The 14,963-nt window shown below is 58.6% G+C and carries 15 protein-coding genes and 1 tRNA gene; 13 read left to right on the top strand and 3 right to left on the bottom strand.

What is annotated here, in order from left to right:
- Nucleotides 1-54 precede the first annotated feature (54 nt).
- From O8B93_RS03140 to O8B93_RS03120, 5 genes are all read left to right on the top strand, one after another.
- Entirely contained in the window at nucleotides 55-1,038 is a 984-nt protein-coding gene (locus O8B93_RS03140) for a tripartite tricarboxylate transporter substrate-binding protein (protein WP_269708343.1), read from the top strand.
- Between the two features lie 100 nt (nucleotides 1,039-1,138).
- Entirely contained in the window at nucleotides 1,139-1,600 is a 462-nt protein-coding gene (locus O8B93_RS03135; protein WP_046799131.1) for a tripartite tricarboxylate transporter TctB family protein, read from the top strand.
- A 9-nt stretch (nucleotides 1,601-1,609) separates the two neighbouring features.
- Nucleotides 1,610-3,115 (top strand): tripartite tricarboxylate transporter permease, encoded by a 1,506-nt coding sequence (locus O8B93_RS03130; protein WP_142840753.1) that lies wholly within the window; start codon nucleotides 1,610-1,612, stop codon nucleotides 3,113-3,115.
- 148 nt (nucleotides 3,116-3,263) lie between these two features.
- Nucleotides 3,264-3,476, top strand: a complete 213-nt coding sequence (locus O8B93_RS03125) for a SlyX family protein (protein WP_269708342.1) — start codon at nucleotides 3,264-3,266, stop codon at nucleotides 3,474-3,476.
- A 13-nt stretch (nucleotides 3,477-3,489) separates the two neighbouring features.
- Nucleotides 3,490-4,041 (top strand): DUF924 family protein, encoded by a 552-nt coding sequence (locus tag O8B93_RS03120; RefSeq protein ID WP_269708341.1) that lies wholly within the window; start codon nucleotides 3,490-3,492, stop codon nucleotides 4,039-4,041.
- Nucleotides 4,042-4,108: 67 nt separating this feature from the next.
- Here the strand turns inward: O8B93_RS03120 and dnaJ are convergent, their stop codons facing one another.
- The 3 genes from dnaJ to O8B93_RS03105 form a co-directional block, all read right to left on the bottom strand.
- Complete coding sequence (gene dnaJ, locus O8B93_RS03115) at nucleotides 4,109-5,242, bottom strand: molecular chaperone DnaJ (protein ID WP_035219642.1); 1,134 nt, start codon at nucleotides 5,240-5,242, stop codon at nucleotides 4,109-4,111.
- A 90-nt stretch (nucleotides 5,243-5,332) separates the two neighbouring features.
- Nucleotides 5,333-7,234: a molecular chaperone DnaK gene (dnaK, locus tag O8B93_RS03110; RefSeq protein WP_269708340.1), complete on the bottom strand. Its 1,902-nt coding sequence runs from the start codon at nucleotides 7,232-7,234 to the stop codon at nucleotides 5,333-5,335.
- 284 nt (nucleotides 7,235-7,518) lie between these two features.
- Nucleotides 7,519-7,608 (bottom strand) — tRNA-Ser (locus O8B93_RS03105).
- A gap of 222 nt (nucleotides 7,609-7,830) precedes the next feature.
- Between O8B93_RS03105 and O8B93_RS03100 the strand changes: the two genes are divergently transcribed.
- From O8B93_RS03100 to O8B93_RS03065, 8 genes are all read left to right on the top strand, one after another.
- A complete protein-coding gene (locus tag O8B93_RS03100) occupies nucleotides 7,831-8,148 on the top strand; it encodes a hypothetical protein (RefSeq protein WP_269708339.1) in 318 nt (105 codons plus the stop codon).
- 71 nt (nucleotides 8,149-8,219) lie between these two features.
- Nucleotides 8,220-8,870, top strand: a complete 651-nt coding sequence (gene msrA / locus O8B93_RS03095; protein WP_269708338.1) for a peptide-methionine (S)-S-oxide reductase MsrA — start codon at nucleotides 8,220-8,222, stop codon at nucleotides 8,868-8,870.
- A 213-nt stretch (nucleotides 8,871-9,083) separates the two neighbouring features.
- Nucleotides 9,084-10,076 carry a BMP family lipoprotein gene (locus tag O8B93_RS03090; protein WP_065654768.1) on the top strand — a complete coding sequence of 331 codons (993 nt, stop codon included), beginning with the start codon at nucleotides 9,084-9,086 and terminating at the stop codon, nucleotides 10,074-10,076.
- A gap of 82 nt (nucleotides 10,077-10,158) precedes the next feature.
- A complete protein-coding gene (locus O8B93_RS03085; RefSeq protein WP_269708646.1) occupies nucleotides 10,159-11,664 on the top strand; it encodes an ABC transporter ATP-binding protein in 1,506 nt (501 codons plus the stop codon).
- 7 nt (nucleotides 11,665-11,671) lie between these two features.
- Nucleotides 11,672-12,775 (top strand): ABC transporter permease, encoded by a 1,104-nt coding sequence (locus O8B93_RS03080; protein ID WP_269708337.1) that lies wholly within the window; start codon nucleotides 11,672-11,674, stop codon nucleotides 12,773-12,775.
- A gap of 6 nt (nucleotides 12,776-12,781) precedes the next feature.
- Nucleotides 12,782-13,753, top strand: a complete 972-nt coding sequence (locus O8B93_RS03075; RefSeq protein WP_046799138.1) for an ABC transporter permease — start codon at nucleotides 12,782-12,784, stop codon at nucleotides 13,751-13,753.
- A gap of 3 nt (nucleotides 13,754-13,756) precedes the next feature.
- Nucleotides 13,757-14,161, top strand: coding sequence for a cytidine deaminase (locus tag O8B93_RS03070; RefSeq protein WP_269708336.1), 405 nt, complete (start codon nucleotides 13,757-13,759; stop codon nucleotides 14,159-14,161).
- Nucleotides 14,161-14,961, top strand: a complete 801-nt coding sequence (locus O8B93_RS03065) for a purine-nucleoside phosphorylase (RefSeq protein ID WP_006309954.1) — start codon at nucleotides 14,161-14,163, stop codon at nucleotides 14,959-14,961. The genes O8B93_RS03070 and O8B93_RS03065 overlap by 1 nt, the downstream gene beginning before the upstream one ends.
- Nucleotides 14,962-14,963: the final 2 nt, after the last annotated feature.

Here is a 14,963-nt window from a genome sequence, read left to right as displayed (position 1 = left end):
CATGGAGGAGCATGCGCGGCTGAAGTGGCGATCATTTTCATCCGGGAGGAATCGATGAAAATACTGAAGACAGTTACCGGCCTTGCTGCCGCCGCTGCCGTTTCCCTTTTTGCGCTGTCCGCATCCGCTCAGAATTATCCCGAGCGTAACATCACCATGGTGGTGCCTTTTGCTGCCGGTGGCCCGACGGATACTGTCGCGCGCCTTGTCGCAGAATCCATGTCGAAGGATCTCGGCCAGCAGATCATCGTTGAAAATGTCGGCGGCGCAGGCGGCACGCTGGGTGCTGGCCGCGTGGCCGCAGCTGATCCGGACGGCTATACGGTGCTTCTGCACCACATCGGCATGGCGACCAGCGCCACGCTTTACCGCAAGCTCGCCTACGATACGACGAACGCCTTCGAATATGTCGGTCTGGTCACCGAAGTGCCGATGACCATCCTGTCGCGCAAGAACCTCGAGACCAAGGACCTCAAGGGCCTGATCGACTACGCCAAGGCGAACAAGGACAAGGTCACCGTCGCCAATGCCGGCATCGGTGCCGCATCGCATCTGTGCGGCATGTTGTTCATGAGCGCCATCGAGACGCCGCTCGTCACCGTTCCCTACAAGGGCACCGGCCCTGCCATGACCGACCTGCTCGGCGGCCAGGTCGATATAATGTGTGACCAGACAACCAACACCACCAAGCAGATCCAGGGCGGAACCGTCAAAGCTTACGCCGTGACCACGGCCAAACGGCTTGACGTGCTGCCGGATGTACCGACGGTCGTTGAAGCGGGTCTGCCGAAGCTTGAAGTGGGTATCTGGCACGGCATCTATACGCCGAAGGGCACGCCTGCCGAAATCAATGAAAAGCTCTCCAAGTCGCTGCAGGTCGCGCTGAAGGACAAGAATGTCGCGGCTCGTTTTGCCGAACTCGGCACCACGCCTTCCCCTGAAAGCGATGCGACGCCTGCGGCACTCAAAGCCAAGCTTGAAAGCGAAATCACTCGCTGGAAGCCGGTTATCGAGTCCGCCGGCCAATATGCCGATTGATGATCAGGAAGTGACCGGCGGCGTCTCGCCGCCGGTTTTCTGCCGTCATTTTTAACGCGCGGAACGGTGTATTGCCGGCCGCAGTGGAGGGGCATCTTTCATGAAGTCGTTTTTCATTGACCCTGCCGAAGCAGCCTGCGGGGCCATATTCATCGGTTTTGGCGCTTTTTTCGCCTTGCAATCCTTCGGGCTGGAAATCGGAACCGCCTTTCGCATGGGGCCGGGTTATTTCCCGCTTGTTCTGGCAATCGTGCTGATCCTGCTCGGCAGCGTCATATTCTTCCGCGCCACCCGCGTGCAGGGTGATGTCATCGGCGCCATCGCCTGGCGGGGGATTTTTTTCATCCTGCCCGCGCCGATCTTTTTCGGCTTCACGGTCCGCGGATTGGGTTTCGTACCAGCCCTGTTTTTCAGCGCGCTTATCGCAGCCTTCGCCTCGCACAAGATGAGCCCGCTGATGGCCGTCGTTATTTCCGCCGCCATCACGGTCTTCTCCGTCGCTGTATTCAATTATGGTCTCGGCCTGCCATTCCAGCGCTTTGGCCCCTGGCTTAAATTTTGAGGCGCCCCGATGGATTTGCTCAATAATCTCGCTCTCGGTTTCGTCACCGCTTCGTCGCTGGCAAACCTGTTTTTCTGCCTGATCGGCGTACTGCTCGGCACCCTCATCGGCGTGTTGCCGGGTATCGGCGCAACGGCGACCATCGCCATGCTGCTGCCGATCACCTTCCAGCTGGAGCCCGTCTCGTCACTCATCATGCTCGCCGGCATTTATTATGGTGCGCAATATGGCGGTTCCACTACGGCCATCCTCATCAACATGCCGGGGGAGTCTTCCTCCGCCGTGACCGCCATTGATGGTTACCAGATGGCACGCAAGGGCAAGGCGGGTGCTGCACTTGCAATCGCCGCCATCGGCTCGTTTTTCGCGGGTACGGTTTCCACCTTCCTCGTGGCAATCTTCGCACCACCTCTGACGGCAATCGCGCTGGAATTCGGTGCCGCTGAATATTTCTCGCTGATGGTCGTCGGCCTTGTCTCGTCCATCGCACTTGCCCATGGCTCCATCGTCAAGGCGCTGGCCATGGTCGTGCTCGGTCTGCTGCTTGGTCTGGTGGGTACGGATATCTATAGCGGTACGCCGCGCTTCACCCTCGGCATCCGCGAATATGCCGATGGTCTGAACTTCGTTGCGGTCGCCGTGGGCGTCTTCGGTATTGCGGAAATCCTGCGCAATCTCGAGAATGAACGCACCCGGTCGGTGCTGATCGCCAAGGTCAGTAGCCTGATGCCGTCGAAGGAAGATTTCAAGGCCATGATCGGCCCGGTGCTGCGCGGCACGGTTATCGGCTCGGCTCTCGGCATCCTGCCGGGCGGTGGGGCAATTCTTGCGGCCTTTGCCTCCTACACGGTGGAAAAACGCGTCTCCAAGAACCCGGAAGAATTCGGGCATGGCGCGGTTGCCGGTGTTGCCGGTCCGGAATCGGCCAACAATGCCGGCGCGCAGACCTCCTTCATCCCGCTGCTGACGCTTGGCATTCCAGCCAACCCAGTCATGGCGTTGATGATTGGTGCGATGATCATTCAGGGCATCGTGCCGGGTCCGAACGTTGCAACCGAACAGCCGGCGCTGTTCTGGGGCATCATCGCCTCCATGTGGATCGGTAATCTGATGCTCGTCATCCTCAACCTGCCGCTGATCGGGCTGTGGGTGAAGCTCCTGACGGTGCCTTATTACGTGCTGTTCCCCATCATCATGGCCTTCTGCGCCATCGGGGTCTACAGCGTCAATTCCAATGTCTTCGATCTCTATGCCGTCGCCTTCTTCGGTTTCATCGGTTACGTGCTGGTAAAACTGCGCTGCGAGCCTGCCCCACTGCTTTTGGGCTTCGTGCTCGGGCCGCTGCTGGAGGAAAACCTGCGTCGCGCCATGATCCTGTCGCGTGGTGATCCGACGACCTTCGTCACCCGCCCGATCAGCGCCACCCTGCTTTTCATCGCTCTGGCCGTCCTGATCATCGTCTTCCTGCCCAGCGTGAAGAAGAAACGCGAAGAGGTTTTCGTGGAAGAAGACTGAGCAATATCAAACCGTGAGACGCCGGCGATGGAAGCATCGCCGGCTTTTTTGTGTCTGGACCGGTTGTGACGAATTCGCTTCACGAAAGCGACATATGGTTGACTCCCGCGCTTTTAAGCCCAAGGAAGGGCGGGAAAGAGAGGTCGATATGACGTCGGAAACCGAAAAACGGATCATTGTGCTCGAGGAAACGATCGCGCATCAGGCAAAGACCATTGAGGAACTGTCCGACCAGCTGACGGAACAGTGGAAGGTGGTGGAGCAGACCCGCGCCAAGCTCGACCGCTTGACGGAACGGTTCCTGAGCCTTGAGGAGCAATCGCTGGACGCGCCAGCCATCACCCGGCCACCGCATTACTGACAGGGAGCACCCGATGAAAAACGACACAGCCGCGCTTGCCGCCGAAATCACCAATTTCTGGAAAAAGGCCGGGCCGGACAAATGGTTCGACAAGGATGCCGCCTTCGACAATCACTTTCACGACCGCTTCCGCGATGCTCATTTCGCTGCTGCACGGCGTGAACTGGATGGCTGGCTGGCCGGTGCGGAAAGCAGTCTTGCCCTGATGCTTCTTCTCGACCAGTTCCCGCGCAACTGCTTTCGTGGCACTGCCCATATGTACGCCACCGATCCACTGGCACGCCTGTTTGCCGATGAGGCCATACGCCGTGGTCACGATCAGGCAGTGAGCGAGGATCTGTGCGTTTTCTTCTATCTGCCCTTTTCCCATGCCGAGGATATTGCGGCCCAGCAGCGCGCCTGTGACCTGAACCAGCCCCTTGGCGGGCTTTATCTGCACCATGCCGAAGAACATCGTGATATCGTCGAGCGTTTCGGCCGCTTTCCGCATCGCAACGACATATTGCTGCGGGAAACGACGCCGGAGGAACGGCAGTATCTTGATGAGGGCGGCTTTTCCGGCTGAGCCTGAAATGAAAACGCCGCCAGTCCGAAAGGATGGCGGCGTTATGAATGAACGTAGCCGTCGGCAATCAGCCGTCGAAGAATTCCTTCATCCGGGCAAAGAAGCCGGTCGATTCCGGATTGTTCTCCTTGGAGGAGAGCTGTTCGAATTCCTGCAACAGCTCGCGCTGACGCTTGCTGAGCTTCTGCGGCGTCTCGATCTGAATCTGGATGTAGAGATCACCAGTCTGCGCCGAACGCAGCACCGGCATGCCCTTGCCCTTCAGACGGAACTGCTTGCCCGGTTGGGTGCCTTCCGGAACCGTGACGCGCGACTTGGTACCATCGAGCGTCGTGACATCGAAGGTGCCGCCAAGCGCTGCCGTCGTCATCGAAATCGGCACCGTGCAATAAAGGTCGGCACCGTCGCGCTGGAAGAACTCATGCGGTCGCACGGACAGGAAGATATAAAGATCACCCGCCGGGCCGCCACGCATGCCGGCTTCGCCTTCGCCCTGTAGACGAATGCGCGTGCCATCCTCAATGCCCGAGGGAATGTTGACCGAGAGCGAACGCTCTTCCGTCACACGACCCTGACCGTGGCACTTGCCGCACGGATCGGAAATCGTCTGGCCGCGACCATGGCAGGTCGGGCAGGTGCGCTCCACCGAGAAGAAGCCCTGTGCCGCGCGCACGCGGCCGGAACCCTGACAGGTGGCGCAGGTCTTGGGCTGCGTGCCGGGTTTGGCGCCAGAGCCGGAACAGACGTCGCAGGTAATCGAGGTCGGAACCCTGATCTGCGCCGTCTTTCCGGCGAAGGCTTCCTCCAGCGTGATTTCCATATTGTAGCGAAGATCGGCCCCGCGCTCGCGCCCACCGGAAGAGCGGCGCGCACGACCACCACCCATCATCTCACCGAAGATGTCTTCGAAGATGTCGGAGAAGCCGCCATTGGCGAAACCGCCGCCGCCCATGCCGCCACCACCCATGCCGCCATTTTCAAACGCGGCGTGGCCGAAACGGTCATAGGCCGCACGCTTCTGCGGGTCCTTCAGCGTTTCGTATGCTTCGTTGATTTCCTTGAATTTCTGCTCGGATTCGGCGTTATCCGGGTTCTTGTCCGGATGATATTTCATCGCGAGTTTGCGGAAGGCGCTTTTCAGCTCTTTTTCGTCCGCGGTCTTGCTGACGCCGAGTGTTTCGTAAAAGTCTGCTTTCGCCATTAAGTTAACAAGCCCCGCAAATGGATTTCCGGCTGCACGTCGGCAGCCGGATGTCTTGCATATGGTGTGAGGAGTAGGGAAGTCACGCGATTATGCGGACTTCTTGTCGTCCTTGATTTCTTCATAATCGGCATCGACGACGTCATCCTTGCCGCCTTCAGAAGCATCGCCGGCCTCGGCCTGCTGTGCTTCATAGATGGCCTGACCGAGCTTCATGGAGACTTCCATGAGGGTCTGAGTCTTCGCCTGAATGTCGTCGGCGTCAGGCTCGGAAGCTTCAACCGCTGTCTTCAGGCTGGCAATGGCATCTTCGATCGCCTTGCGGTCGGTCTCGGAAACCTTGTCGCCATATTCCTTCACCGACTTTTCGGTGGAGTGAATGAGGCTTTCTGCCTGGTTCTTGGCTTCGACACCCGCACGACGCTTCTTGTCGGCTTCGGCATTGGCCTCGGCGTCCTTGACCATCTTTTCGATGTCGGCGTCGGACAGACCACCGGAGGCCTGGATGCGGATCTGTTGTTCCTTGCCGGTGCCCTTGTCCTTGGCGGATACCTGCACGATGCCGTTGGCGTCGATATCGAAGGTAACTTCGATCTGCGGAACGCCACGCGGCGACGGCGGCAGACCAACGAGGTCGAACTGGCCGAGCAGCTTGTTGTCCTGCGCCATTTCACGCTCGCCCTGCGAAACGCGGATGGTCACGGCCGACTGGTTGTCTTCTGCGGTCGAGAAGGTCTGGCTCTTCTTCGTCGGGATCGTCGTGTTGCGATCGATCAGACGGGTGAAGACGCCACCCAGCGTTTCGATGCCGAGCGACAGCGGGGTCACGTCGAGCAGCAGAACGTCCTTGACGTCGCCCTGCAGAACGCCGGCCTGGATGGCGGCGCCCATGGCAACCACTTCATCCGGGTTCACGCCCTTATGCGGCTCCTTGCCGAACAGCTGCTTGACGACTTCCTGCACCTTAGGCATGCGGCTCATGCCACCAACGAGAACGACTTCGTCGATCTCGGCAGCGGTAACGCCGGCATCCTTCAGCGCCGCCTTGCAAGGTGCGACGGTGCGCTGCACCAGATCGTCAACCAGGCTTTCGAACTTGGCGCGGGTGAGCTTCAGCGTCAGATGCTTCGGACCGGAAGCGTCAGCCGTAATGAAGGGAAGGTTGATTTCGGTCTGCTGCGAAGACGAAAGTTCGATCTTTGCCTTTTCGGCAGCTTCCTTGAGGCGCTGCAGAGCGAGCTTGTCGTTCTTCAGGTCGATGCCCTGATCCTTCTTGAACTCGCCAGCCAGATATTCGACCAGACGCATGTCGAAGTCTTCACCACCGAGGAAGGTATCGCCGTTGGTCGACTTCACTTCGAAGACGCCGTCGCCGATTTCCAGAACGGAAATATCGAAGGTACCGCCGCCAAGGTCGTAAACGGCGATCGTCTTGCCGTCCTTCTTGTCGAGGCCGTAAGCGAGTGCAGCTGCAGTCGGCTCGTTGATGATACGCAGAACATCAAGACCGGCGATGCGGCCGGCATCCTTGGTTGCCTGGCGCTGCGCGTCGTTGAAGTAGGCCGGAACGGTGATGACGGCCTTCTCGACCTTTTCGCCGAGATAAGATTCAGCCGTTTCCTTCATCTTCTGAAGGATCATCGCGGAAATCTGCGAAGGGGAATAATTCTTGTCCTGAGCTTTCACCCAGGCATCGCCATTGTCACCCTTGACGATTTCGAAGGGGACGAGGGCCTTGTCCTTTTCAACGGTCGGGTCTTCATAACGACGGCCGATAAGGCGCTTGACCGCAAACAGGGTATTGGTCGGGTTGGTGACCGCCTGACGCTTGGCCGGCTGGCCGACAAGGCGTTCGCCATCGTCGGAAAATGCCACCATGGACGGCGTGGTACGCGCGCCTTCTGCGTTTTCAATGACTTTCGTGTCCTTGCCGTCCATCACTGCAACGCAGGAGTTGGTCGTGCCAAGGTCGATACCGATTACTTTTGCCATGCTCTTCTCTCCTTGAAGCGAGCTGCCGGAACCCCGTGAGGCATTCTTGTAGCAGCTCCTTGACTTGGATTTGCAGCCTTCGCTGCTGTTATGCGGCGTATATAAGGAGCGATTTTTCCTGCTGCAAGGCGCAAGAGAGGGGGAAGCGCAGCAAAAAAGCGCAAGAAACCCTTTCTTTGCGGAAGCTTGGCCATCAAGGCATGCGGAGGCCGAAAAACGCGACTCTGACGATGCGTTGTCATGGCGATGGCAAAGATTGGTTGTATCGTTGAGGATGGGTGAAATGGCGGACAGGGTGGGATTCGAACCCACGGTACGCTTTCACGCACACACGCGTTCCAGGCGTGCGCCTTAAACCACTCGGCCACCTGTCCTTTTTTCAAATCTGCATGTTTTGAAGAAATGCAAATCACTGGAACGGCGCGATATATACCGATGAATTCGCAGGGATCAACACGAATCTGACAGTTTTTTGAAATGTCGGCAATTTCCTGCCTTTCGATGCGGTTGCAAACAGGTTTTCCCGGCTTTATCGATGCAATATATGTTTTAAAACGTGGCTGTCGAAACGATGGGCCGTAGCCGAGGTGTGCCTGATGAAAGCTTTCTTGCGGTTTTTGAGCTTTCTTCTCCTCATCGCGGCGATTTTTCTGGGCGTGTTGGATTCGATCCGCTCGGTTTCCACATCCTCGGTCAACATCACCGGCATCCTGTCGGTCTGGAACTATCTTCTTCCTGCCTCGCGCACCATGGTGGAAGCGGCCTTGGCTCACTATATTCACCCAGAAGCGTGGCGCTTCGTTGAAAATGCCCTGTCGGGAGTGCCTGCATTTGCCTTTTTACTGGCGTTATCCCTGCTCTGCTGGATGGCGGGATACCGGAAGCGCAAAGTGATGAGACGCTCGTCAGTCTGACAGGCTGAAAGCCTGCGCCCCGCAGATGTGAACCCTTAAGACGCGGCGGAATCGGCCGCACGGAGGACCGAATGTTCCTGTTTGATACGCTTTCAAAAAAGACGACGATGCCGACCGAGGAAACGGCTCTGCCCGGCCGTGAAGAGGCACTTGCGGTGCCGGAAACCCATTTCGTGAACGGCCGGCCTTTAAAAGGGCCTTATCCGGATGGTTTGGAAATCATCTATCTCGGCATGGGCTGCTTCTGGGGCGCAGAGCGCCTGTTCTGGAAAACGCCGGGCGTGTGGGTAACGGCTGTCGGATATGCCGGTGGCTTCACCCGCAATCCGACCTATCAGGAAACGACGACCGGCCAGACCGGCCACGCTGAGGTGGTAAAGGTGGTCTACGATCCGGCCGTGATCTCACTGTCAGGCCTGCTCAAGATATTCTTCGAAGAGCACGACCCGACACAGGGCATGCGGCAGGGCAACGATGTCGGCACGACCTATCGTTCCGCCATTTATGCGACGACGGAAGGCCAGTTGCAGCAGGCGCAGAAGGCGCGTGATGCTTTTCAGCAAGATCTGGATGAGGCCGGCCACGGCCGCGACATCACCACCGAAATCGGCCCGCTTGAAACATTTTATTATGCCGAGGACTATCATCAGCAATATCTTGCCAAGAACCCGGGTGGCTACTGCGGCTTAAGGGGAACCGGCGTAAGCTGCACTATAGGCTAGATTTTTTGCAGGTAATCCCGGTGGAAAGACTAAAAAAACGCCAGATCAAAGTTTTTCCACCGGGTCAAAAAAACCGGATGAATTTTTCATTGAGCCATGCAAGGATATCAGGCAAGCACAGCCGGGATAACGGCTGGCGGTTCCGCAGACATTCCCGGTTAACGGGATTGCGGGAGGACCCTAAAATATCAATTGCAACAACAGGGCTGCACAATGAAAAAATCCCTTCTGACACTTTTTGCGCTTGCCGCCATGTCGGCTTCCGCGCTCGCCGCGGATATCAAGCCGGCGCTGGTCTATGGCACGGGCGGCAAGTTCGATAAGTCGTTCAACGAGGCCGCTGCGGCCGGCGCTGAGAAGTTCAAGGCGGAAACGGGCATCGAGTTCCGCGATTTTGAACCGACCAGCGACACGCAGGGCGAGCAGGCCATCCGCAACTTCGCCAGCAAGGGCTTCAACCCGGTCGTTGCGATTTCCTTCATCTGGGAAGCGCCGATGGCCAAGGTTGCGGCGGAATATCCCGATACCAAGTTCGTGATCGTTGATACCGTTGTAGATGCGCCTAACGTGCGTTCTGTTGTTTATAAGGAACATGAGGGCTCTTACCTCGTAGGTCTTTTGGCGGGCATGGCCTCCAAGACCGGCAAGGTTGGCTTCGTCGGCGGAATGGATGTCCCCTTGATCCGTAAATTCGCCTGTGGTTATGCACAGGGCGCCAAGGCCGCCAACGACAAAATCGAAGTCTTCCAAAACATGACGGGGACGACGGGTGCAGCCTGGAACGATCCCGTCCGCGGCGGTGAACTCACCAAGAACCAGATCGACCAAGGCGCCGACGTGATCTATGCGGCAGCCGGTGCGACCGGTCTCGGTGTTCTGCAGACAGCCGCAGACAATAAGAAGCTTTCGATCGGCGTCGATTCCAACCAGAACCACCTGCATCCCGGCTCGGTTCTGACGTCCATGGTCAAGCGGGTCGATCTCGCAGTTTATAACGCGTTCAAGGATGCCAAAGACGACAAGTTCACAGCTGGCGTCGTGGCGCTCGGTGTGAAGGAGGATGGCGTCGCTTACGCGGTTGACGACAACAACAAGGCTCTGATCACACCGGAAATGACTGCTGCCGTGGACAAGGCGAAGGCCGACATCATCTCTGGCGCCGTCAAGGTCCATGACTACATGGCGGACAAGTCCTGCCCGAAATGATATGATAAAAGCTTGGGGCGCATGATGATTTTCATCTTGCGCCCTTTTCATATCCAGCCTTCGGAGAGGTTTCGGTTTGAGTATGGACCCTGCAATCGAACTTGTGGGCATCGATAAAAAATTCGGTGCCGTTCACGCCAATAAAAATATCAATCTGAGCGTTGCCAAGGGCACGATCCACGGCATCATCGGGGAAAACGGTGCCGGAAAATCGACCCTGATGTCGATCCTCTACGGTTTTTACCAGGCGGACGCGGGTGAAATCCGCGTGAATGGTAAGCCCGTTACGATCCGTGACAGCCAGACGGCCATCAATGCGGGTATCGGCATGGTGCATCAGCACTTCATGCTGGTGGAAAACTTCACCGTGCTGGAAAATGTCATGCTGGGCGCAGAAGGCGGCGCATTGCTGGCCAATGGCCGTGCAGGAGCGCGCAGGGAATTGAAGCGTCTGGAAGACGATTACGGGCTGGAAGTCGATCCCGATGCGGTGATCGAGGAATTGCCCGTCGGCCTGCAGCAGCGCGTTGAAATCCTCAAAGCGATGTATCGTGGCGCCGAAATCCTGATCCTCGACGAGCCGACCGGCGTTCTGACGCCGGCTGAGGCCGATCACCTGTTCAAGATCCTCGGCGTTCTACGTGAGCAGGGCAAGACCATCATCCTTATCACACACAAGCTGCGCGAAATCATGGCAATCACGGATTCCGTCTCCGTCATGCGTCGCGGCGAAATGGTGGCGACCCGCAAGACCTCGCAAACCAGCGTTGAGGAACTGGCCGAACTGATGGTCGGCCGCCGCGTGCTGCTGCGGGTGGAAAAGGGCGAGACGACGCCGGGCGAGGTTCTCCTCTCCATCCGCAATCTCACCGTCAAGGACAGCCGCGGTGTCACCATGGTCGACGATGTCTCGCTGGATGTCCGCGCCGGTGAAATCGTCGGCATCGCCGGGGTCGCCGGCAATGGTCAATCGGAACTGCTGGAGGCCATCGCCGGCATCCGCAAGCCCCATTCCGGCGAAATCTGGGTGGATGGACAGAAGGTAGATCGCCCCGATCCGGCCATCCTGCGCAAGCTTGGCCTGGCTCACATCCCGGAAGACCGTCACCATATGGGGCTGGTGCTGAAATTCGAGGAATATGAAAACTCCATCCTCGGTTATCACCATGACGAGCGTTACGGCAAAGGACCCTTCCTCAACCCGGAGGCCATCCGTAAGGATGCGGTCGAGAAGATCGAGAAATACGATATCCGCCCGCCGAACCCGCAGCTGAAGACCGCCAATTTTTCCGGCGGCAATCAGCAGAAGATCGTCGTTGCCCGCGAAATCGAACGGGACCCCAAGATGCTGATCATCGGCCAGCCGACACGCGGCGTGGATATCGGTGCGATCGAGTTCATTCATCGCCGCATCATCGAAATGCGCGATGCCGGAAAGGCGATTTTGCTGGTTTCGGTTGAGCTCGATGAAATCCGTTCCCTTTCGGACCGGATCATGGTCATGTTCGCGGGCCGTGTCGTTGGAGAAAAAACGGCGGAAGCCGAAGAACAGACGCTGGGCCTGATGATGGCCGGCATCGCCGCATGAGGCATGAATGAGCACCGCTTCCGCCCCCCTACCAAACTGGATCAGCTACGGCCTGTTGCCATTGCTGAATGTCATCACCGCCTTTCTGATTTCCGGGCTTGTCGTCTGGTCCATCGGCGAAAATCCGCTGGCAGCACTTCGCCTGCTGATTGAAGGCGCGCTCGGCCGTGGCGACGCCATCGGCTTCACGCTGTTTTATACGACGAGCTTCATCTTCACCGGCCTCTCCGTCGCCGTGGCTTTTCATGCCGGCTTGTTCAATATCGGCTCCGAAGGTCAGGCCTATATTGGCGGGCTGGGTGCGGCGCTGGTGGCGCTGGCACTTGACCGTTACGTGCCATGGTACGTGACGATGCCCTTCGCCGTCATCGGCGCGGCCCTCTTCGGCGCGGCCTGGGCCTTCATTCCGGCCTGGCTGCAGGCGAAACGCGGCAGCCACGTCGTCATCACCACCATCATGTTCAACTTCATCGCCGCGGCGCTGATGGTTTACCTGCTGGTGAACGTGCTGATCGTGCCTGGCAAGATGGCGCCGGAAACGCGCACCTTCCTGCCCGGTGGCCAGCTGCCGAAGCTGGACTGGCTGATGGCATGGTTCGGCCTCAAGCTCGGGCCGGCGCCGTTCAACGTCTCCTTCCTTATCGCTCTGGTCATGTGTTTTCTCGTCTGGGTGCTGATCTGGCGCACCAAGCTCGGTTATGAGATGCGCACGCTGGGCGTCAGCCCGTCGGCAGCCATCTATGCCGGCATTCCCTATTCACGCACCGTCATCATCGCCATGCTCATTTCCGGCGGTCTGGCGGGCATGATGGCGCTGAACCCGGTCATGGGCGCGTCCGCCCGCCTGCAGGTGGAATTTGTCGGCGGTGCGGGCTTTGTCGGCATCGCTGTGTCGTTGATGGGGCGGAGTCATCCGCTCGGCATCATCTTCTCGGCATTGCTGTTCGGCATTCTCTATCAGGGCGGCGCAGACCTTTCCTTCGAGATGCCCAACATTACCCGCGAGATGATCGTGGTCATCCAGGGTCTGGTGATCCTGTTCGCTGGCGCGCTGGAATATATGTACCGGCCGACGATCGTCCACATCTACCAGCGTCTGGCAAAAGGGTGAGCTGACATGGATTTTTTCGATATGCTGGTCAGCATTCTCGGCTCGACCGTCCGCCTCACCATTCCGCTGCTCTTCACCGCACTTGCCGGGCTGTTTTCCGAACGCGCCGGCGTGTTCGATATCGGGCTTGAAGGCAAGATGCTGGCGGCAGCCTTTGCTTCCGCCTGCGTCGCCTATCTGACCGCAAACCCGTGGGCCGGTCTTCTGGCCGGCATTGGCGTCTCCATTGCGTTCTCGCTGATCCATGGTTTTGCCGTCATCACCAATCGCGGCAACCAGATCGTGTCAGGTGTGGCGCTGAACTTCATCGCCGCTGGTCTGACGGTGGTTCTGGGGCAGGCCTGGTTCGGGCAGGGCGGCCGCACACCACAATTACCGGGGGAGGGCCGTTTTGCGCCGATCATCCTGCCCGGCGCGGATGCGATGCGCGAAGTGCCCTTCATCGGCCCGCTCTACGCCAATGTCATTTCCGGCAACAATATTCTCACCTATCTCGCATTTCTTGCGGTACCGCTCTCCTGGTGGGTGCTTTACCGCACCCGTTTTGGCCTGCGCCTGCGCGCCGTCGGTGAAAATCCGGGTGCCGTCGATACGGCGGGCATTTCGGTGACGTGGATGCGTTATCGCGCGGTCATCGTCGCCGGTTTCCTCTGCGGTTTCTCCGGTGCCTATCTCGCCGTCGCGCAGTCGGCGGCCTTCATCGCCAACATGTCGGCCGGCAAGGGTTATATTGCGCTTGCCGCGCTGATCTTCGCGAAATGGAAGCCGGTGCCGGTCATGTTTGCCTGCCTGCTGTTCGGTTTTCTTGATGCTTTCGCCAATTTCATGCAGGGCAAATCCGTGCCTGGCATCGGCGAGGTGCCGGTGCAGATCTTCCAGGCAATGCCCTATATCCTGACCTGTATCCTGCTTGCTGGTTTCATCGGCGTCGCCAAGCCCCCCAAGGCCGGTGGCGTTGCCTATGCGAAGGAGCGTTAAGCCATGTCCTTTGATCCCAAATCTCATGCCCTGTTCGAGGCGGCGGTGGAGGCCATGGCCTTCGCTTATGCGCCCTATTCGAAATTTCCGGTCGGCGCAGCGATCCGCGCCGAAGATGGAAAAATCTACAAGGGCGCCAATATCGAGAATATCTCCTTCCCGCAGGGCTGGTGCGCGGAGCCATCGGCCATCAGCGCCATGATCATGGGCGGAGCGAAAAAGATCAGCGAAGTGGCCGTCATCGCTGAAAAGCTGCCGCTCTGCTCTCCCTGCGGCGGCTGCCGGCAAAAGATCGCGGAATTCGCCACGCCGGAAACGAAGATTTATCTGTGCGACGAAACCGGCGTCCAGAAGGTCATGACCATGGAAGAGCTTTTGCCCTCCGTCTTCAAGACCGAGCTGCTCTGATGACGGATGGTTTGATTGATATTCTGGTGGAGCGCCTGAACGGCCTGATGCCGCGCGTCGCCATCGTCCTTGGCTCCGGGCTGGGTTCGCTGGTGGAGGAAGTCAGCGATCCGATCCGTGTGCCCTATGCCGATCTTCCCGGGTTTCCCGCCAGCGGCGTTTCCGGCCATGCGGGTGAGCTGGTGGCCGGTTATCTCGGCGGCGAGCCCGTCATGATGCTGTCCGGGCGAGTGCATTATTACGAAAAGGGTGATCCGGCCGCCATGCGCGCGGTCATCGAGGCACTCGCCGGTCTTGGCGTGCAGTCGCTCATCCTCACCAATTCGGCAGGTTCGGTCAGGCAGGACATGCCGCCCGGCTCGGTTATGCAGATTACCGATCACATCAATTATTCCGGCATGAACCCGCTGATCGGCGAAGAAAGCGACCGCCGTTTCGTTGGCATGACGACTGCTTATGATCCGGACCTGATGCTGGCAATGCGCAACGCCGCGATCCGCGCGACGGTGCCGCTGTTCGGCGGCGTTTATATGTGGTTTTCCGGGCCAAGCTTCGAAACGCCGGCGGAAATTCGCATGGCGCGGGTGCTGGGTGCGGATGCCGTCGGCATGTCCACCGTGCCGGAAGTCATCCTTGCGCGCTTTTTCGGGATGCGTGTTGCCGCCGCATCGGTTATTACCAATTACGGTGCCGGCATGACCGGCGCGGAACTGAGCCATGAAGAAACCAAGGACATGGCTCCCGTGGGCGGCAAAAGACTTGCCGCTATTCTGAAGGAAATGATCGCAGGAGGAGCGTGACC

It is taken from the genome of Martinezella rhizogenes (assembly GCF_027460065.1).
GTDB lineage: Bacteria > Pseudomonadota > Alphaproteobacteria > Rhizobiales > Rhizobiaceae > Agrobacterium > Agrobacterium rhizogenes_C.
The sequence above is the reverse complement of the archived record's forward strand: the minus strand, read 5'-3'. Positions and strand labels throughout refer to the sequence as shown.

What these genes read in the sequence shown, in the direction of transcription:
- O8B93_RS03140 (WP_269708343.1), top strand. Translation starts at nt 55, where the DNA reads ATGAAAATACTGAAGACAGTTACCGGCCTTGCTGCCGCCGCTGCCGTT.
- O8B93_RS03135 (WP_046799131.1), top strand. Translation starts at nt 1,139, where the DNA reads ATGAAGTCGTTTTTCATTGACCCTGCCGAAGCAGCCTGCGGGGCCATA.
- O8B93_RS03130 (WP_142840753.1), top strand. Translation starts at nt 1,610, where the DNA reads ATGGATTTGCTCAATAATCTCGCTCTCGGTTTCGTCACCGCTTCGTCG.
- O8B93_RS03125 (WP_269708342.1), top strand. Translation starts at nt 3,264, where the DNA reads ATGACGTCGGAAACCGAAAAACGGATCATTGTGCTCGAGGAAACGATC.
- O8B93_RS03120 (WP_269708341.1), top strand. Translation starts at nt 3,490, where the DNA reads ATGAAAAACGACACAGCCGCGCTTGCCGCCGAAATCACCAATTTCTGG.
- dnaJ (WP_035219642.1), bottom strand. Translation starts at nt 5,242, where the DNA reads ATGGCGAAAGCAGACTTTTACGAAACACTCGGCGTCAGCAAGACCGCG.
- dnaK (WP_269708340.1), bottom strand. Translation starts at nt 7,234, where the DNA reads ATGGCAAAAGTAATCGGTATCGACCTTGGCACGACCAACTCCTGCGTT.
- O8B93_RS03100 (WP_269708339.1), top strand. Translation starts at nt 7,831, where the DNA reads ATGAAAGCTTTCTTGCGGTTTTTGAGCTTTCTTCTCCTCATCGCGGCG.
- msrA (WP_269708338.1), top strand. Translation starts at nt 8,220, where the DNA reads ATGTTCCTGTTTGATACGCTTTCAAAAAAGACGACGATGCCGACCGAG.
- O8B93_RS03090 (WP_065654768.1), top strand. Translation starts at nt 9,084, where the DNA reads ATGAAAAAATCCCTTCTGACACTTTTTGCGCTTGCCGCCATGTCGGCT.
- O8B93_RS03085 (WP_269708646.1), top strand. Translation starts at nt 10,159, where the DNA reads ATGGACCCTGCAATCGAACTTGTGGGCATCGATAAAAAATTCGGTGCC.
- O8B93_RS03080 (WP_269708337.1), top strand. Translation starts at nt 11,672, where the DNA reads ATGAGCACCGCTTCCGCCCCCCTACCAAACTGGATCAGCTACGGCCTG.
- O8B93_RS03075 (WP_046799138.1), top strand. Translation starts at nt 12,782, where the DNA reads ATGGATTTTTTCGATATGCTGGTCAGCATTCTCGGCTCGACCGTCCGC.
- O8B93_RS03070 (WP_269708336.1), top strand. Translation starts at nt 13,757, where the DNA reads ATGTCCTTTGATCCCAAATCTCATGCCCTGTTCGAGGCGGCGGTGGAG.
- O8B93_RS03065 (WP_006309954.1), top strand. Translation starts at nt 14,161, where the DNA reads ATGACGGATGGTTTGATTGATATTCTGGTGGAGCGCCTGAACGGCCTG.